Annotated in this window: 12 protein-coding genes; 9 read left to right on the top strand and 3 right to left on the bottom strand. The window is 62.9% G+C overall.

The features are described from left to right. Positions 1 to 182: 182 nt before the first annotated feature. The 6 genes from lexA (at position 183) to uvrA (ending at position 10,257) form a co-directional block, all read left to right on the top strand. Positions 183 to 800 carry a transcriptional repressor LexA gene (gene lexA, locus K7431_RS04035; RefSeq protein WP_034106295.1) on the top strand — a complete coding sequence of 206 codons (618 nt, stop codon included), beginning with the start codon at positions 183 to 185 and terminating at the stop codon, positions 798 to 800. Continuing rightward, on the top strand, positions 800 to 1,414 hold the full coding sequence (gene imuA / locus K7431_RS04030) for a translesion DNA synthesis-associated protein ImuA (protein ID WP_012724752.1): 615 nt from the start codon (positions 800 to 802) through the stop codon (positions 1,412 to 1,414). Before lexA ends, imuA begins: the two co-directional genes overlap by 1 nt. Before the next feature lie 7 nt (positions 1,415 to 1,421). Next, positions 1,422 to 2,834 (top strand): Y-family DNA polymerase, encoded by a 1,413-nt coding sequence (locus K7431_RS04025; RefSeq protein WP_012724751.1) that lies wholly within the window; start codon positions 1,422 to 1,424, stop codon positions 2,832 to 2,834. Next, positions 2,810 to 5,902, top strand: coding sequence for an error-prone DNA polymerase (locus K7431_RS04020; protein WP_012724750.1), 3,093 nt, complete (start codon positions 2,810 to 2,812; stop codon positions 5,900 to 5,902). The genes K7431_RS04025 and K7431_RS04020 overlap by 25 nt, the downstream gene beginning before the upstream one ends. Before the next feature lie 126 nt (positions 5,903 to 6,028). Then, positions 6,029 to 7,741, top strand: coding sequence for an ATP-binding protein (locus K7431_RS04015; protein WP_012724749.1), 1,713 nt, complete (start codon positions 6,029 to 6,031; stop codon positions 7,739 to 7,741). Further along, on the top strand, positions 7,738 to 10,257 hold the full coding sequence (gene uvrA, locus K7431_RS04010) for an excinuclease ABC subunit UvrA (RefSeq protein WP_012724748.1): 2,520 nt from the start codon (positions 7,738 to 7,740) through the stop codon (positions 10,255 to 10,257). Before K7431_RS04015 ends, uvrA begins: the two co-directional genes overlap by 4 nt. A 144-nt stretch (positions 10,258 to 10,401) precedes the next feature. Here the strand turns inward: uvrA and tkt are convergent, their stop codons facing one another. Next, on the bottom strand, positions 10,402 to 12,465 hold the full coding sequence (tkt, locus tag K7431_RS04005; protein WP_012724747.1) for a transketolase: 2,064 nt from the start codon (positions 12,463 to 12,465) through the stop codon (positions 10,402 to 10,404). Between the two features lie 174 nt (positions 12,466 to 12,639). Here tkt and K7431_RS04000 point away from each other — a divergent pair, with 174 nt between their 5' ends. Continuing rightward, complete coding sequence (locus K7431_RS04000) at positions 12,640 to 12,864, top strand: DUF465 domain-containing protein (RefSeq protein ID WP_012724746.1); 225 nt, start codon at positions 12,640 to 12,642, stop codon at positions 12,862 to 12,864. Between the two features lie 156 nt (positions 12,865 to 13,020). Here the strand turns inward: K7431_RS04000 and hglS are convergent, their stop codons facing one another. Further along, on the bottom strand, positions 13,021 to 14,397 hold the full coding sequence (gene hglS, locus K7431_RS03995) for a 2-oxoadipate dioxygenase/decarboxylase HglS (RefSeq protein ID WP_012724745.1): 1,377 nt from the start codon (positions 14,395 to 14,397) through the stop codon (positions 13,021 to 13,023). A 289-nt stretch (positions 14,398 to 14,686) separates the two neighbouring features. On the opposite strand from hglS, the gene K7431_RS03990 reads away from it, so the two are divergent. Both K7431_RS03990 and K7431_RS03985 read left to right on the top strand, forming a co-directional pair. Further along, on the top strand, positions 14,687 to 16,096 hold the full coding sequence (locus K7431_RS03990; RefSeq protein WP_012724744.1) for an OprD family outer membrane porin: 1,410 nt from the start codon (positions 14,687 to 14,689) through the stop codon (positions 16,094 to 16,096). Positions 16,097 to 16,165: 69 nt separating this feature from the next. Further along, complete coding sequence (locus tag K7431_RS03985; protein WP_043205480.1) at positions 16,166 to 18,805, top strand: MGH1-like glycoside hydrolase domain-containing protein; 2,640 nt, start codon at positions 16,166 to 16,168, stop codon at positions 18,803 to 18,805. Positions 18,806 to 18,826: 21 nt separating this feature from the next. On the opposite strand, the gene K7431_RS03980 is transcribed toward K7431_RS03985, so the two are convergent. Then, positions 18,827 to 19,189: an NUDIX hydrolase gene (locus tag K7431_RS03980; RefSeq protein WP_012724742.1), complete on the bottom strand. Its 363-nt coding sequence runs from the start codon at positions 19,187 to 19,189 to the stop codon at positions 18,827 to 18,829. Positions 19,190 to 19,262 lie beyond the last annotated feature (73 nt).

Here is a 19,262-nt window from a genome sequence, read left to right as displayed (position 1 = left end):
GGGCCCAAACCAATAACGCCATCTGCAATCCCTCGCACTGTGTAGTCAGGCGAGGGACTTTGCGGACCTTTTCAGGGGAGGGGAGTAGAGCTTATCCGGCGGTTATGTGGGACGTTTCGATAACGCTCGTCGGCTCCCAAGCGACTGGCGGCTATTGTCAGAAATTTCCCACAGGAGTACAAATGTACTCCATGACGACTCTGACCCCCCGCCGTACCGCAATCCTGACCTTTATCCGCGACCGCATCGCGCAGCAAGGCCAGCCCCCCAGCCTCGCCGAGATCGCCGAGGCGTTCGGCTTTGCCTCGCGCAGCGTGGCGCGCAAGCATGTGCTGGCGCTGACCGAAGCCGGTTTTATCGAGGTCAACCCCAACCAGGCCCGAGGCATTCGGCTGCTCAACCAACCGGCACGCCCGGAATGGCTGGATGTGCCGGTGCTCGGTCGAGTGGCCGCGGGCTTGCCCATCGGCGCCGATGCTGAAGTGCACAGCCGCCTGCAACTGGATCCGTCTACCTTTGCGAAAACCCCGGATTACCTGCTGCGGGTACAAGGTGACTCGATGATCGAAGACGGCATTCTTGACGGCGACTTGGTGGGCGTACGCCGCAGTGCCGAGGCCTTGAATGGGCAGATTGTGGTGGCGCGCCTGGACGGCGAAGTGACCATCAAGCGTTTCGAACGCAGCGGCGACAGCGTGCGCCTGCTGCCGCGCAACCCCGCGTATCAACCCATCGTGGTCGGGCCCGATCAGGACCTGGCCATTGAAGGCGTGTTTTGCGGTTTGGTGAGGCAAGGTTGATGGGCGCCGTCGTTGCACTGGACACGCTGTTCAATGGCGGGCGCGTGTGGAAAGGCCGGCCCGCCGCGCCCCCGGCCAGTGTCTATCCCACTGGGCTGGCGGCGCTGGACGCGGTGCTGCCCTCGGGCGGATGGCCGGAAGCGGCGTTGAGTGAAATCCTCATGGCCAAGGACGGCGTGGGTGAGTTGCAGCTGGTGCTGCCGACCCTGGCGCGCTTATCAAAGGCAGGCGAGCGCATTGTGCTGGTGGCGCCGCCGTACACGCCGTACCCCCATGCCTGGCAGAACGCCGGAGTGGATTTGCGCCTGCTCTCAGTGATCCAGGCCGAGGAGCGCGATGCCTTGTGGGCCGTCGAGCAGTGCCTGCGCTCCGGCAGTTGCGGCGCGGTGTTGTGCTGGCCGCGCAAGGCCGATGACCGGGCGCTGCGGCGCCTGCAAGTTGCGGCGGAAACCGGGCAGACCCTGGCGTTTGCCTGGCGCGCCTTGAGTGAGGCGATCAATGCTTCGCCCGCGGCCTTGCGCCTGGCCGTCGAGGCGAAACCCGCGCAAGTGCGGGTGCTCAAGTGCCGGGGCGGGCTGGCCCATCCGGCGCCGATTGCGCTGGCGGGGCACTGAGGTTGCCATGCGCTGGGTGTGTATTGTCTTCCCGCAATTGGCGCTGGACGGGGTGCAGCGTGTGCACCCCGAGCCGGACCAACCCCTGGCCCTGCTGGCTGGCACGCCACAGCGCCGCGTCCTGCAAACCGTCAATGACGCTGCCCGCGCCTTGGGCTTGCGTCCCGGTCAATCCCTGACGGCGGCGCAGGCCCTGACCAAGACCTTTGCCAGCGCCGAATATGACCCCGCCGAGATCGAACGCCACCAACAATTCCTCGCCGCCTGGGCCTACCAGTTCAGCTCCCAGGTCAGCCTGTATTATCCACGGGCCTTGTTGTTCGAAATCGAGTCGAGCCTGGGTCTGTTCGGGCCGTGGCCGCAGTTCGAAGCGCGTTTGCGCAAGGAGCTGGCTGAACTGGGCTTTCGTCACCGCATTGTCGCTGCGCCCAATCCCGCCGCCGCGCGGGCGCTGGCGAATATCGAGGATGGCCTGGCGGTGCAGGATGACGGCTTGATGCAGGCCCTGGGGCCGCTGCCCATTGACCGCGCCGGCCTTGACCCGCAGGCCGCCACGGCCTTGTCGCGCATGGGGCTGCGCACCCTGGCCCAAGTGCAGGCGTTGCCCCGGCACACCTTGGCGCGCCGCTTTGATGCCAGCCTGCTCAAGCACCTGGATGCATTGAGCGGGCAGCGCCCATTGGCCTTGGCGTTTTACCAGCCGCCCGACCGGTTCGATGTGCGCATCGAGCTGAATTTCGATGTGCAATCCCACCAGGCGCTGCTGTTTCCGCTAAGACGTCTGACTGGCGATCTGTCCGCCTTCCTGTGTGGCCGTGACAGTGGCGTGCAACGCTTCGACCTGCACCTGGAACACGCCCAGGCAACCGACACGGTGATCAAGGTCGGCCTGCTCAGCGCCGAGCGCGAACCGGCGATGCTGTTTGAATTGGCCCGTGGCCGTCTGGAGCACGTCCAAGTCACCTCGCCGGTGCGCGGTGTTCGCCTGGTGGCCCAGGACTTGCCGGTGTTCGTGCCGCAACGCCAGGACCTGTTCGACGACCGTCCGCAGCAGACGTTGCCGTGGGCGCAATTGCGCGAGCGCCTGCGTGCCCGTTTGGGCGATGAGGCGGTGCAAGGCCTGCGCTTTCACGCCGACCACCGCCCCGAATGCGCCTGGCAAGCGGCGACGGATAAACACCCGTGCCCGCCCCTGAACAACGTGCACCGTCCGGGTTGGCTGCTGAGCACGCCCACACTGCTGGCCGAGCACGGTGTGCATATCCTGATGGGCCCGGAACGCATTGAGTCCGGCTGGTGGGACGGCGCCGATGTGCGCCGCGACTACTACCTGATCCAGACCCGCGCCGGCCAGCAAGGCTGGGCCTACCGCACCGTGGGGCAGAACGATGGGCTGTGGCTGCAAGGCTGGTTTGCATGAGCTACGCCGAGCTGCACTGCCTGTCCAACTTCAGCTTCCAGCGCGGCGCGTCCAGTGCGCTGGAGTTGTTCGAACGGGCCAAACGCCAAGGCTACAGTGCCCTGGCGATCACCGATGAGTGCACCTTGGCGGGCATCGTGCGTGCGTGGCAGGCGGCGAAGGCCGTGGAGCTGCCGCTGATTATCGGCAGCGAGGTGCGCATCGAGAACGGCCCGAAACTGGTGCTGCTGGTGGAAGACCTCAGCGGCTACCAGCACCTGTGCCGCTTGATCACCCTGGCCCGACGGCGCGCGGAAAAAGGCAGCTATCGCCTGTTGCTGGAGGACTTCGACCAACCGCTGCCCGGCCTGCTGGCGCTGTGGGTGGCCGAGGATAGCGACACCCAGGCCTCGATCCAATGGCTGCGCCGCACCTTCGCCGAGCGGCTGTGGCTGGCGGTGCACCTGCATTGCGGCCAGGACGATGCGCACCGCCTGGAACAACGCCTGAACCTGGCCGCCAGCCTGCGCATTCCGGCCGTGGCCTGCGGCGATGTGCACATGCATGCGCGTGGCCGCCGCGCCCTGCAGGACACCATGACCGCCATCCGTCATCACGTGCCGGTGGCCGAGGCCGGCACGCGCCTGCACCCCAATGGCGAGCGGCATCTGCGCAGCCTCGACGCCCTGGCCGCGCTGTACCCGCACGCCTTGCTCGACGAAACCCAGGCCATCGCCCGCCGCTGCACGTTCGATTTGAGCCAGTTGCGTTATCACTATCCACGCGAACTGGTGCCCGAGGGCCACGACGCCGAATCCTGGCTGCGCGCCGTGACCGAAGCAGGCATCGCCCAGCGTTGGCCGCAGGGTGTCGACGCCCACACCTTGCAGCAGATCCACAAAGAGCTGGCGCTGATCAGCGAGCTGGGCTACGAAAGCTACTTCCTCACCGTGCACGACATCGTGCGCTTCGCCCGCAGCCGTTCGATCCTGTGCCAGGGCCGGGGCTCGGCGGCCAACTCGGCGGTGTGTTTTGCCCTGGGGATCACCGAGATCGACCCGAGCCTGACGAGCATGCTGTTCGAACGCTTCCTGTCCAAGGAGCGCAATGAACCGCCGGACATCGACGTGGACTTCGAACACGAGCGCCGCGAAGAAGTGCTGCAGTACGTGTTCCAGCGTTACGGCCGCACCCGCGCGGCGCTGACGGCGGTGGTCAGCAGTTACCACGCGGCCGGCGCGGTGCGGGATGTGGCCAAGGCCCTGGGCTTGCCGCCGGACCAGGTCAACGCCTTGGCCGACTGCTGCGGGCGCTGGAGTGATGACGCGCCGCCCCTGGAGCGCTTGCGCGAGGGCGGCTTCGACCCGCAAAGCCCGATCCTGCGTCGCGTGCTCACGCTCACCCAACAACTCATCGGCTTTCCCCGGCACCTGTCCCAGCACCCCGGCGGCTTTGTGATTTCCGAATACCCGCTGGACACCCTGGTACCGGTGGAAAACGCCGCCATGGCCGAGCGCACCATCATCCAGTGGGACAAGGACGACCTCGATGCCGTCGGCCTGCTCAAGGTGGATATCCTCGCCCTGGGCATGCTCAGCGCGATCCGCCGCTGTTTCGATCTGTTGCGCCGCCATCGCAACCGGGATTTTTCTTTGGCGAGCCTTCCCAAGGAAGACCCGGCCACCTACGCGATGATCAGCAAGGCCGACACCATCGGCGTGTTCCAGATTGAGTCGCGGGCGCAGATGTCGATGTTGCCCAGGCTCAGGCCGCAGACGTTCTATGACCTGGTGATCGAGGTCGCCATCGTGCGGCCGGGGCCGATCCAGGGCGGCATGGTGCACCCGTATTTGCGGCGTCGGAACAAGGAAGAAGAAACCACCTATCCGTCACCGGAGCTGGAGGTGGTGTTGCAGCGCACGCTGGGCATCCCACTGTTCCAGGAGCAGGTGATGCAGATCGCCATGGTCGCTGCCGACTACGGCCCCGGCGAGGCCGACCAGCTGCGCCGCTCCATGGCGGCCTGGAAACGCCACGGTGGCCTGGAACCGCACCAGGAGCGCCTGCGCACCGGCATGCTGAAAAACGGCTACAGCGAAGAATTTGCCGCGCAGATCTTCGAGCAGATCAAGGGCTTTGGCAGCTATGGTTTCCCCGAATCCCACGCAGCCAGTTTCGCCTTGCTGACCTACGCCAGTTGCTGGCTCAAATGCCATGAGCCGGCGGCGTTTGCCTGTGCGCTGATCAACAGCTGGCCCATGGGTTTCTACAGCCCGGACCAGATCCTGCAGGATGCGCGGCGCCATCGTTTGCAGATTCGGCCGGTGGATGTGCAGGCCAGTGACTGGGATTGCAGCCTGGAGCCCATCGACGGCGCGCAGCCGGCGATTCGAATGGGCTTGCGCATGATCGCGGGGTTACGCGAAGAGGAGGGCCGGCGTATCGAAACGGCGCGCGAACGCGGGGTGTTCAGCGACATCGCCGACTTGGACGCGCGCGCCGGGCTGGATGCGCGCACCCAGGCATTGTTGGCGGATGCCGGTGCCTTGCGCGCCCTGGCCGACAACCGGCACAAGGCGCGCTGGGAGGTGGCGGGGGTGCACAAGCAACTCGGGCTGTTCGCCGGCCTGCCAAGCCCTGATGAAGCCGTGGTGGCACTGCCGGCGCCGACGGTGGGCGAGGACCTGCAGGCCGACTACGCCACTGTCGGCACGACCTTGGGCCCACACCCATTGGCGTTGTTGCGCACCGAGCTGCGCAAACGGCGCTGCCGCAGCTCGCAGGAACTGATGCTGGTCGAGCATGGGCGCAACGTCAGCATCGCCGGGTTGGTGACCGGACGGCAACGCCCCGGTACCGCCAGCGGGGTGACCTTCGTGACCCTGGAAGATGAATTCGGCAACCTCAATGTGGTGGTCTGGCGTGATCTTGCCGAGCGTCAACGCCAAGCGCTGGTGGGCTCGCGGTTGCTGAAAGTGGATGGGCGCTGGGAGGCGGTGGGCGAAGTGCGACACCTGATCGCCGGGCGCTTGACCGACCTGACGCCGCTGTTGGAAGGGATCCCTGTGCGCAGTCGCGATTTCCACTGAAGAGGCCTTGCAGCGGTTGCCACGGATAAGCTATACGCAAATGAAACGATTCATTGCGGCCAGGCTCCAACGCTTTACCAGTGGAACAGCGCTCCCCAACAACGCTAACGTCGCCAAGAGCCCAACATGCAATTTTTATCCAATACCCACGGCTGCGAAGGCTGGGGCGGTGAAATGGCCCAGCGAATCCGCGCCTTCGATTGGTCGACCACCGAGTTGGGCCCGATTGACAAGTGGCCTTGCAGCCTGAGCAGCACGGTGCAGATGCTGCTGGCCTCACCCATGCCCATGGTGATGCTCTGGGGCTCGGTGGGGTACATGATCTACAACGACAGTTACTCCGTGTTTGCCGGTGGTCGCCACCCGTATCTGCTGGGCAAACCGGTGGAACTGGGCTGGCCGGAAGTGGCCGATTTCAATCGGCATGTGCTGGACACATGCCTTGCCGGTGGCACGTTGTCGTACCGTGACTTTCCCTTGGAGTTGTCACGTAACGGCCAACCGGAAGAAGTCTGGATGGATCTTTCCTACAGTCCGGTGGCTGACGACAACCAGCAACCCGCCGGCGTCCTGGTAATCGTGACTGAGACCACCGAGCACGTGAAATCCGAGCGTGTGCGCCAGGAACTGACGCACAACCTGGAACAGCGGGTCGCCGACGAAGTGCAGGCGCGTTCTGCTGCCGAAGACCAACTGCGCCAATCGCAAAAACTCGAAGCCATCGGCGGCCTCACCGGCGGCGTGGCCCACGACTTCAATAACCTGCTGCAAGTCATCGCCGGCAACCTGCACCTGCTGTCGCGCCATGAACCGGACAACCCCCAGGTGCAGCGTCGTGTTGCAGCGGCCATTGCGGCGGTGGAGCGTGGTGCCAAGCTGTCGTCACAATTGCTCGCCTTCGCTCGTCGCCAACCCTTGTCACCGGCGGTGTACAACCCGCAACGCATCTACGCGGGCCTCGGCGAACTGCTGCAACGGGCGCTGGGGGAAACCATCCATATCGACGTGCAATTGCCCCAGGATTCCTGGTGCATCAACGTTGACCGCAACCAGCTGGAAAACGCACTGCTCAACCTGGCCATCAACGCCCGGGATGCCATGAAAGGCGAGGGCGTGATTCGTATCACCGGCGAGAACATCATCCTCAATCCCGGCGATTGTGCCGGTAAAAGTATCAAGCCCGGCGAGTATGTGGGCCTGGCTGTCACCGATATCGGCGTAGGAATGCCGCCGGCGATCCTGGCGCGGGTATTCGAGCCGTTCTTCACCACCAAGCGCAACGGCCACGGTACAGGCCTGGGCCTGAGCATGGTGTTTGGCTTCGTGCGCCAAAGCGGCGGGCATGTCGAGGTGTGGAGCGAGGAGGGCAAGGGCACGGTGGTGCAAATGTATTTCCCGCGCAGCCTCGGTGACGAAGCTGAGGAAGCCCACGCCGAGCCGGTGTCGCATGCCAATGGCCACGAGACCATCTTGGTGGTTGAGGACAATGAAGACGTGCGCGCGACGGTCGTGGAGTTGCTGGAACAATCGGGTTACACCGTGCTCACGGCCGAAGACGGTGACCGTGCGATGCACATGCTGCAAGCCGGCGTGCAACCCGAGCTGATCTTCACCGACGTGGTGATGCCCGGCCGCATCAAGAGCACCGACCTGGCCGCCTGGGCTCGTGCGCAGACGCCGCCGGTCGCGGTGCTGTTCACCTCCGGCCACACCCGCGACATTCTCTCCAGCAATCACCTGCTGAGCCCCGATATTCACCTGTTGAGCAAGCCCTATAGCCCCGAAGCCCTGGCGCAACGGATACGCAGCGTGCTCAGCGTCAGACAAGGTTGTTCATGACTTCACAGCGCACTCTCCCCCCGATCACTGCCCAGCAGCACGGCTTCGTCCGCGTGCGTGGCGCCCGCGAACATAACCTGCAAAACGTCGATGTGGATATTCCCCGCGATGCCTTGGTGGTCTTCACCGGGGTGTCGGGCTCGGGCAAGTCGTCCCTGGCTTTTTCCACGGTGTACGCCGAGGCCCAGCGGCGGTATTTCGAATCGGTGGCGCCTTATGCGCGTCGGCTGATCGACCAGGTCGGGGTGCCGGATGTCGACAGCATCGAAGGCTTGCCGCCCGCCGTGGCCCTGCAACAGCAGCGCGGCACGCCGAGTGCGCGCTCGTCGGTGGGCAGCGTGACCACCTTGTCGAGCTTGATCCGCATGCTGTACTCCCGCGCCGGCAGTTACCCGCCGGGTCAAGCGATGCTGTATGCCGAGGATTTTTCGCCGAACCTGCCCCAAGGTGCGTGCCCACAATGCCATGGCCTGGGCCGTGTCTATGAAGTGACCGAGGCGCTGATGGTGCCCGATCCGTCGCTGACCATCCGCCAGCGCGCAGTGGCGTCCTGGCCGCTGGCGTGGCAAGGCCAGAACCTGCGCGACATCCTCGTGACCCTGGGCTATGACGTGGACATTCCTTGGCGCGAGCTGCCGAAAAAGCAGCGCGACTGGATCCTGTTCACTGAAGAAACTCCCACGGTCCCGGTGTACGCCGGTTTTACGCCCGAGCAAACCCGCGAGGCGTTGAAACGCAAACTCGAGCCCAGCTACCAGGGCACCTTCAGTGGGGCGCGGCGCTATATCCTGCACACCTTCACCCACACCCAAAGTGCGCTGATGAAAAAGCGCGTCTCGCAGTATATGCAAGGCAGCGCCTGCCCGCTGTGCGAGGGCAAGCGGCTGACCAAGGCGGCGCTGTCGGTGAAGTTTGCCGGGGTCGACATTGGTGAGCTGTCGCAATTGTCGCTGGCGCAATTGGCTGAATTGTTGCGGCCGGTGGCGGCGGGGCAGGACAAAATGAAACTGTCGGTGGAAAAGCGCCTGGCCGCGCAGCGTATCGCCCAGGACCTGCTCGAGCGGGTCAGCACCTTGACCGAGTTGGGCTTGGGCTATTTGTCCCTGGAGCGCAGTACGCCGACCTTGTCATCCGGTGAGTTGCAGCGCTTGCGCCTGGCGACCCAATTGGGCTCGCAGTTGTTTGGTGTGATTTATGTGCTGGATGAGCCGTCGGCGGGTTTGCATCCGGCGGATGGCGAAGCGTTGTTCACGGCGCTCGAGCGGTTGAAAGCGGCGGGTAATTCGCTGTTTGTGGTGGAGCATGACCTGGAAACCATGCGCCGCGCCGACTGGCTGATCGACGTCGGCCCGGCCGCCGGTGAGCATGGCGGGCAAGTCCTGTACAGCGGTCCGCCGGCGGGGCTGGCGCAGGTGGAGGCGTCGCAGACCCGTGAGTACCTGTTCGCTGAAAAACGCGTGGCAAACCCGGTGCGTCGCGAGCCCACGGGCTGGCTGAAACTGGAAGGTGTGACGCGCAATAACCTCGACGGCTTGAACGTCGATTTCCCGCTCGGCTGCTTCACGGCAGTCACCGGGATTTCCGGGTCGGGCAAGTCCAGCCTGGTCAGCCAGGCACTGCTGGAGCTGGTGGGCAGCGGGCTGGGACGTGTGTTGGAAAGCGACGAAGAGCCAAGCCTGGAAGACGACACTCCGCAAACCAGCGGCGGATGGATCAGCGCCGGGCTGGAGCACATCCGCCGCCTGGTGCAGGTCGACCAGAAACCTATCGGCCGCACGCCGCGCTCCAACCTGGCGACCTACACCGGCTTGTTCGACAACGTGCGCAAACTGTTTGCCGCCACACCTGCCGCGAAAAAACGCCACTACGATGCCGGGCAGTTCTCCTTCAACGTTGCCAAGGGCCGTTGCCCGAACTGCGAGGGCGAGGGGTTTGTCAGTGTTGAATTGCTGTTCATGCCCAGCGTGTACGCGCCATGCCCGACTTGCCATGGCGCGCGTTACAACCCCGAGACCCTGGCGATTAAATGGCAAGGCTTGAGCATCGCCCAGGTGCTGGGGCTGACGGTGGAGCAGGCCGTGGAGGTGTTCGCCGAACAGCCCGGCGTATTGCGTTCATTGCAGGTGCTGCGCGATATCGGCTTGGGGTACCTGCGCCTGGGGCAACCGGCGACCGAACTGTCCGGCGGCGAAGCGCAGCGCATCAAACTCGCCACCGAGCTGCAACGCAATGCCCGAGGCGCCACGCTGTATGTGTTGGATGAACCCACCACCGGGCTGCACCCACGGGATGTCGACCGCTTGCTCAGCCAGTTGAATCACCTGGTGGACGCGGGGCATACGGTGGTTGTGGTGGAACATGAAATGCGCGTGGTGGCGCAGAGTGACTGGGTGATCGATATCGGACCGGGCGCGGGGGATTTGGGCGGCAAGGTGGTTGCCAGCGGTACGCCGCAGAAGGTTGCTAAAAGCAAGACCAGCCGCACCGCACCATTCCTGGCCCGAGAGCTGATCTAGCAATCAAAACAGATCAAGTGTGGGAGGGGCGGTGCGACGATTCGACTTGCTTCTGATAGCGGTGTGTCAGTCAACTAAATAAGTGTCTGAACCATCGCCATCGGGGGCAAGTCGAATCGTCGCACCGCCCCTCCCACAGGTTGATCACTGTTGAGTCAGGTGGATTTGTGCCTTGGCCTGCTTCACCACGTTGTCCACGGTGAACCCAAACTGCTCCTGCAGCTTGGCCAACGGTGCCGATGCGCCGAAGCTGTTCATCACTACCTTGGCTCCGGTTTGACCGACGTAGCGGTCCCAGCCCAATGGGCCCGCCTGTTCCACCACCACCCGTGCTTTCACCGCTGGCGGCAGCACGCTGTCGCGGTAGGCTTGGTCCTGTTCTTCAAACAGTTCCCAGCTGGGCATCGAGACCACTTGCGCGGCAATCCCTTCGCTTTTCAGTTGCTCGTAAGCGTCCACCGCGAGGCTGACTTCACTGCCCGTCGCCAGCAGCAAGACCTCAGGATGATCGGCACCTGCGAGCACATAGGCACCCTTGGCAGCACCCGATGCGGCGGCATACTTACTACGATCCAGCGTAGGTAATGGCTGACGCGACAACACCACACAACTCGGCCGATGGGTTTGCGCCAGTGCTACTGTCCACAACGCCAGCGTTTCATTGGCATCGCCTGGGCGAAGGGTCAGCAACCCCGGCGTGGCGCGCAGTTGGGTCAGATGTTCGATAGGTTGATGCGTCGGCCCATCTTCACCCACACCGATCGAGTCGTGGGTGAAGACAAACACCACCGGCAACTCCATGATCGCCGCCAGGCGGATCGGCGGCTTCATGTAGTCGCTGAACACCAGGAAGGTCGAGGTGTACGGGCGCAGGTAGGACAACGCCATGCCATTGGCAATGGCGCCCATGGCGTGTTCACGGATGCCGAAGTGCAGGTTGCGCCCCGTGTAGTCGTCAGCGCTGAAGCGCCCGGCACCCTCGAACGTGAGGTTAGTCTTGGTCGAAGGCGACAAATCCGCCGAGCCGCCCAGCAACCACGGGATTTGCTCGGCAAACGCATTCAGCACCTTGCCGCCGGCGGCACGGCTGGCGATGCCCTTGGCGTCGGCGTCAAAGCTGGGCAGGTGTTTCTGCCAGTGTTCGGGCATTTCCCCGGCCCGCATACGGCGCAATTCATCGGCCAGTTCCGGCTCGTACTGCTCAAGCTGCGCCAGGTGCTCGCTCCACTTTTCATACAGCGGCTCACTGCGATCCAGCAGCGCATCACGCAAGTGCGTGCGGGCGTCATCGGGCACCAGGAAGCTGGAGTCCTCGGGCCAGCCATACGCGGCCTTGGTCAGGCGGATTTCATCCTCGCCCAAAGGCTCGCCATGGGCGGCGGCCGTGTTGTGTTTGTGCGGTGAGCCATAGCCGATCACGCTGTCGACCACGATCAGGGTCGGTGCGCCACGGTTGCAATGGAAGGCCTCCAAGGCATTGCCCAAGGCTTGCAAGTCGTTGGCATCGGTCACGTGCAGGGTGTGCCAGCCATACGCCTGGAAACGTTTGATCACGTCTTCGCTGAACGCAAGCTCGGTGTGGCCTTCGATGCTGATGGTGTTGTTGTCATAGATCCAGCACAGCTTGTCCAACTTCAAATGCCCGGCCATCGACGCCGCTTCGCCGCTGATGCCTTCCATCATGTCGCCGTCGCCGCACAGGGTGTAGACGTTGTAGTCGAACAGGGTTTTTTCTTCACGGTTGAACCGCTTGGCCAGCCAGCGCTCGGCAATGGCCATGCCGACGCTGTTGGCACAGCCCTGGCCGAGCGGGCCGGTGGTGGTCTCCACACCGGTGGTCATGCGGTACTCGGGGTGGCCGGGGGTTTTCGAACCCGCCTGCCGAAACTGCTTGATATCGTCCAGGCTGACAGCGGCCTGGCCGGTGCGCTCGCCATCAGCATCCAACTCCACCACGCCTGCCAGGTGCAGCAACGAATACAGCAACATCGATGCATGACCGACCGACAATACAAAACGGTCGCGGCTGGGCCAGTCGGGGTGTTGGGGGTGATAGCGCAGGAAGCGACTCCACAGCGTATAGCCCACGGGGGCCAGGCCCATGGGCGTGCCGGGATGGCCGGAATTGGCTTTTTGTACGGCATCCATGGCCAGGGTGCGGATTGTGTTGATGCATTGGGTGTCGACGGCGGTGGCAGCTTGCTTCATGAACCGGTCTCCCTCGGGTGGCGATCTACAGTGGAGGGCACAGTGCGCCAAAGGTTTGATCCCATCGCCTGTGTTGCGACGAACGGGGATGTATTGACCTTGAACATGACAAGACCCCTCGCAATGGTCTAGCTTCTAGGGCGTAAGCCATTGATCAACTTGCGGAGGTACGCCATGCCAGTGAAACACGACCTGTATCAGGACTTGGGGTTCAGCAAGGAAGTCGTTCACGAACGCAGGGCAAATGACAAACGCCTGGACTCGCTGCTCACTCAATACGACGACGCTGACAAGGAGGTGCTGAAGGCAGAATCAGTAAGCGCCGGCGATGAAGAGGTGGAGAAGCTGAAGAAGAAACGGTTGTTGATCAAAGACGACATTGTGGCGAAGTTGGGGTAGGGAATAGTCCGCGTTCCTACAGGGTGCGCGCACATTTGTTCAGAATTGTCTGAAGGACAGGCTTCTCTTCACTGCCTATGATGCCCACCGCCCACCCGGCTCTGGGGACTGTTGCGGCGCAAGGACTGCGCTGTTGAGCCGGGTGGGCACTTCAATTCAGGCCAGCAGTGCCTGGATGCATTCATCGATAGAGCGCTGCTGCGTTTCCTCATACAGCTTCAATTCATCAATCGTCCGGCGGCCGAGTGCCTGTTCAAACTCGGCTTGGTTCGAATTGGCCGCGTAGTGACTCTGCGCCGCATCCCCCAGGTTCGACTGAAAGATCCCCGCTGCACTCACCGGCAGAAAATCCTCGTACACCAACGGCTCTACATCGATGTGGCCCGCTGCTATCAGTGCTTCCAGGGTACGCGGTTGCTCGGCGCTGCCGCGCGCCGCGACACCTTGCTCGGTGGTGAGGTAGCGGAAGTAGGCCAGGCCCTGATCACGCATCTGGGCGTGGTTGTCCGGGAAGGCCTGGAAGTGCTGTTCCATCAATTCGACGTAACGTGCGGCGTTGCCTTCATTGGGGAAAGCGCCCAGCTCGTCGCGCGCGGCGTTCAGCAGTTGGTCGTACAGCGCGCGGCCTTTGGGCGTAAGGGCCACACCGCGCTGTTCGATCTCGCCAAAGCGTGCGCTGTGGCTGCCTTGGGCGTCGGTGAAGGCGATGGGTTCGTCGAGGGCCTTGAAGCTGGTCTGGCGCAGCAGGATCGGGCAGCGGCGGCGGGGTGGGCCTTCGATCACGGCCTTGGGGGTGATGCCTTTGCCAGGCATGGCGGCCTGGACCAGGTCGATGTCCAGGGTGCGCGGGGTCAGGTGGTTGATGTGCGGGCCTTTGAACGCGACTACGTCGGCGATCAGGCGGTGCTGGTCGCTCAGTTGCTGGTACTGCGCGCCGGTGACGGTGGCGGTGTGGTGCCAGCGGAAGGTTTCCAGGGCCTGGTGGATGAATTCATCCGCGTCCACGGCATTGAGGCCGCCGTCCTTTTCTGCTTGTTCGATCAGCGCCAAGGCTCTTGGGGTAAAGATCGAGCGCTTGGCCAGGGCCGTTTCGGCGAACGCACGCAGGTCGGGGTTTTCGATCAGTTCCAGACGCAGCAAGGACGTAAACACCCGAAACGGGCTGGTTTGCAGCGCCTGTTCGTGCACGGCGCGAAAGGCGGTGGAGTGCACCGGCACGCCGGCCGGGGTCAGGTCGTAATAGCCCACCGGCTGCATGCCCATCACTGCGAACAGGCGGCTGATGGTCGCCAGCTCGGCGGCGGTGCCCAGGCGGATCGCGCCGTGGCGTTCCTTGTCCAGGCGCTGGATTTCGCCGGTGCGTTGCAGGTGCTGCGTCAGGCCCGGTTCGGTGTCGAGCACGCGGGTATTGGTCTCGGCCACCAACTCCATCAGCGCGCCATACAGTGGAACTTCATCTCGGTACATGTCGGACATGGCCTTGGAAAAGCCCTTGCGGATCTCATCGGGGCAGACATGTGCGGTGGTGGGCATAGAAAAATTCCTGATGGCGATGACGGTGAAGGTGGCCTTTGCCTGGATTTTGTTGAGCGCAAGGCTTGCTTGCAAACGAAGATTCCTCAGGACTTCATTCTGCAAATGAATGAGATGACGTGAATATGACAAAAAACAGCCCGCGGAAAATTTCATTTCCGTGCGGTTTTCCTAACTAATTCTTCACGGAGTCCGCCCCGGCCGGCATGAAAGAATCGTCACGTTTGCAAGGATGAAAACGCCGTTATGCACACCGCACACATAAAAAAATGTTTAGGGGCCGTCGTTAATGAAAATTTCTACACTGGCGCTGTCGATCACCGCCGCCGTTCTTGCACAACACGCATTCGCTGATGATTTCGGGCTCGGTGCCCTGGGCACCGGCAATGGTCACAGCGGTTTCCTTGAAGACAGCCATGCGTCTGTCAGCTCACGGAGCATGTACTACAGCGCGGATAACCGCTCGGGGACCAACAACGACCTGCGCGAAGCGGCAACTGCGCTGCGTTTTGACTACAAATCCGGCTTTACCCAGGGCACCATTGGCCTGGGCTTCGACGTCATGGCCTTCGGCGCGCTGCGCCTGGACGGCGGCGATGGTCACACGGCGGGCGCAGGCCTGGCGGGCAACGGCAACAGCTTTTTCCCGACCAAGAACAACGGCACCGAGCCTGCCGATTCCTTCGGCCGCGCGGCGGGCAACGTGAAGTTCCGTGTTTCCCAGACCGAGTTGCACGTCGGTGGTGGCTTGGCACCGGTTCTGCCGATCCTGGTTTCCAACGACAGCCGCGTGGCACCGCAGACCTTTGACGGTGGCATCCTTACCTCGAATGACATTCCCAATGTCACCTTCACCGGCGGTGAGTTGAACCGCGCCGAAGGCCGTGCCTCCAGTAACTCCACAGGCTTGAGCGTGGCAGGCGGTACCCGCGACAGCGACAGTTTCAAATTCGGCGGGGTGGACTACAAACCGTTTGGTTCTTCCGACAACGCCATCGCGAAAAACCTGACGTTGCAGTACTACTACGCCCAACTGCAAGACTTCTACAAACAGAACTACGTCGGCCTGGTCCACGTGCTGCCACTGGGCAATGACCAGTCGTTCAAGACCGACCTGCGCTACTTCGACAGCACCAGCGACGGCAAGAACGGCGAGAGCGGCTACCAGTTCAACAACAACGGTGGCTTTGCCAAGCATGCCAACGAAGTGGACAACAAAACCTACAGTGCGGCCTTCACTTACCAACTGGGCGGCAGCAGCTTGATGCTCGGCCATATTGGCGTGGGTGATGACGGCGGCTTTGTGTGGGTCAACCAGGGCAGCCTGGCCGACCCGCACGCACAAGGCGCCGGCGGCAGCGACTTCTACCTGTTTACCGACGCTGTGGTGGGCCAGTTCTCCCGCGCGGGCGAGCAGGTCAACTTTGGTCAGTACTCGTATGACTTCAAGGCCTACGTGCCTGGCCTGAAGGCTTCCGTGGCGTACCTCGACGGTTCGGACATCAAGTCGAAGGTTGCCGGCGGCCCTGACCAGAAAGAAAACGAAGCCGACTTCCGTCTGGACTACGTGGTGCAAGCCGGTCCTCTGAAAGGCTTCGGTACCACCTTGCGCACCGGCACCTATCACGGCAAAAACACCGGCACCCCCGACCAGGATCAGACTCGCCTGATCTTCAACTACACCTACGCCATCTTCTAAGTCTTCATGTGCATCCGGGCGTCATTGGGTTCTACACTGCCTCTCACCTGGTAGGCGATGGAGGACCCGATGACGGCCACACCCGACAACCGAATACTTGCAACCCTCGAAGGCCAGCGCCTGGCGCAGCAGGATGCCGAGCGTTGGCGCGAGTGGGGCCCTTACTTGAGTGAACGCCAATGGGGCACGGTGCGCGAAGACTACAGCGCCGATGGCGATGCCTGGACTTACTTCCCCCACGAACACGCACGCAGCCGCGCCTACCGATGGGGCGAGGATGGCCTCGCCGGTTTCAGCGACAAGGCGCAACGTTGGTGCCTGGGCCTGGCCCTGTGGAACGAGTGCGATGCGATCATCAAGGAGCGCCTGTTCGGCCTCAATAACGCCGAGGGCAACCACGGTGAAGACGTCAAGGAACTGTACTTTTTCGTCGATGGCGTGCCGAGCCATGCCTACATGCGCATGCTCTACAAATACCCCCATGCAGCCTTTCCCTACGAGGACCTGATCCGCGAAAACGCCCGCCGTGGCTTGGAGGATGCCGAGTACGAGATCCTCGACACCGGCGTGTTCGAAGACAACCGCTACTGCGATGTCAGCGTCGAGTACGCCAAGCATCAGCCCGACGACCTCTTCATGCGTATCACGCTGCACAACCGTTCCGAGCAGCCGACCCGCTTGCAGGTGATGCCGCAGTTGTGGGCGCGCAATGACTGGAGCTGGACCTTTGATGCGCCCAAGCCGCAGTTGAAGATGGACGGGGAGCAGGTGCTGGCGCGCCATCCTGAACGGCCGGATCGGCATCTCAGCGCCTGGGGCCAGGAGGGGGTGGAGTGGTTGTTCTGCGAGAACGAAACCAACGTTCCCCGCCTGGATGGCCAACCGGCGACGGGACCGTTCAAGGACGGCATCAATGATTACGTGGTCGAGGGTGTTCAATCGGCGATTCGGCCTGACAGCGGCACCAAAGTCGCGGCGCGCTTTATCCTCGAATTGGCAGGCCTTGAGAGTAAAACCCTCTACCTGCGGTTTGCCCCCGTTAACGCGCCGCCGGTCAACGCCCGCAAGCTGTTCGAACAACGCCGCCAAGAGGCGGATGATTTCTACGCCGCCTTGCAACACGGCATCCACGACGACGATGCGCGCAATGTGCAGCGCCAGGCATTGGCTGGCTTGCTGTGGTCCAAGCAGCTGTACTATTTCGATGTGAACCAATGGCTCGACGGCGACCCGGCGCAACCTGCGCCGCCGCCTGAGCGCCTGCATATCCGCAATACTCATTGGCGGCACCTGTCGAACTTCGACATCCTCTCCATGCCCGACACCTGGGAATACCCGTGGTATGCCTCGTGGGACCAGGGCTTCCAGGCGGTGGCCATGGCGCTGATTGATCCGGGGTACGCCAAGCAGCAACTGTTACTGCTGGTGAAAGACCGCTTCATGCACCCCAACGGGCAATTGCCGGCCTATGAATGGCGCTTCGACGACGCTAACCCGCCGGTCCACGCCTGGGCCAGTTGGCGGGTGTACCAGCAGGATAAGGCGCTGAACGGTGTAGGCGACATGGATTTCCTTGAACGGATTTTCCACAAGCTGCTGCTGAATTTTTCCTGGTGGGTCAACCGCAAGGATGCCGAAGGGCGCAACCTGTTCCAGGGCGGTTTCCTGGGGTTGGACAATATCGCCTTGTTCGACCGCTCGGCCGGGCTGCCGCCGGGGTACCAGCTGGATCAGGCCGACGGCACGGCGTGGGTCGCGGCCTATGCGCTGGACTTGATGCGTATCGGCCTGGAGCTGGCCAAGCGCAATGGGGTGTACGTCGACATCGCCGTTAAGTTCTTTGAGCATTTCCTGTACATCGCGGGCGCCATCAACCGCGTCGACGAGAGCGCCGAAGGCCTGTGGGATGAGCAGGACCTGTTCTTCTACGATGTGCTGCACCGGCCCGACGGCCAGAACGAGCCGGTGCGTCTGCGCTCTATCGTCGGGCTGATGCCCCTGTTTGCCGTGCTGGTGCTGGAGCAGCGTGAGCATGAGGGGTTGGAAGGCTTGCGCGAACGCCTGCTCGGGTTCATGAAGCACCGGCCCGACCTGGCCAAGCTGGTCTCGCGCTGGAATGAGCCAGGGCAGGGCAACCGCCTGTTACTGGCGCTGTTGCGCGGTGAGCGCACCAAGGACCTGCTGCGGCGCATGCTCGATGACAGCGAGTTTTTGTCGACGTTTGGCGTGCGCTCCTTGTCCAAGGCGTTCGCCGAGCAACCCCTGGCGCTGCAAATGAACGGCAACACCCTCAGTGCACGCTACCAACCCGGCGAATCCGACTCGCGGCTGTATGGCGGCAACTCCAACTGGCGCGGGCCGCTGTGGATGCCGGTGAACTACATGCTGATCGAGTCGTTGCGGGAATTTCACCGCTACTACGCGGATAACTTCTCGGTGGAGTACCCGACCGGCAGCGGTTATCTGTCCTCTCTGGAGGAAGTGGCCGACAGCCTCAGTCAGCGGCTGACGCGGCTGTTTCTCAGGGATGAAAACGGTTCGCGACCGTCGATGGCGGGCTATGCGCAGCTGGAGGCGGACCCGGCCAGCCGTGACCTGGTGTTGTTCCATGAATATTTTCATGGGGAAACCGGGCGCGGGTTGGGGGCGTCCCATCAGACGGGGTGGAGTGCGTTGGTGGCGTTGCTGCTGCAGCCTGGGGTTGAGTAATACGCCGGACAGAGCGCTGAACTACAGGCGACGTAGAAAGGATCTGACGATATGCCGGGTGGCGTCGGTGGTGTCCAGTTCATCCATGGCGCCATAGGCATGCCACTGGCAGTCGACGATTTCGTTGCGAGGCCGCGCGTCTTCGATGTTCACCACCGAGGCCTCGAACACATGGTGCAGGGTGCCGCGGGCCTTGAGTTCCTGCAAGTACAGCAAGCCGTCCACGTTCAATCCGGTTTCTTCTTCCAGCTCGCGCTCGGCAGCGCCGACCGGGCGCTCGTTGCGTTCAACCTTGCCGCCCGGCAACGCCCATTTCGATCTGGCCTTGCGCACGAAGAGGATATGCCCCTCGTGTTCGCAAATGACCGTGGCCCTGATTTTCATCGTCTGTGCCCCCGCAGTGAGATGAGTGTCATAAAAGTGTAATGCAATTGTCATGCTAAGTGGTTAGGGCGCT

It is taken from the genome of Pseudomonas fluorescens group sp., from assembly GCF_020093335.1.
Classification (GTDB): Bacteria; Pseudomonadota; Gammaproteobacteria; order Pseudomonadales; family Pseudomonadaceae; genus Aquipseudomonas; species Aquipseudomonas petroselini.
The sequence above is the reverse complement of the archived record's forward strand: the minus strand, read 5'-3'. Positions and strand labels throughout refer to the sequence as shown.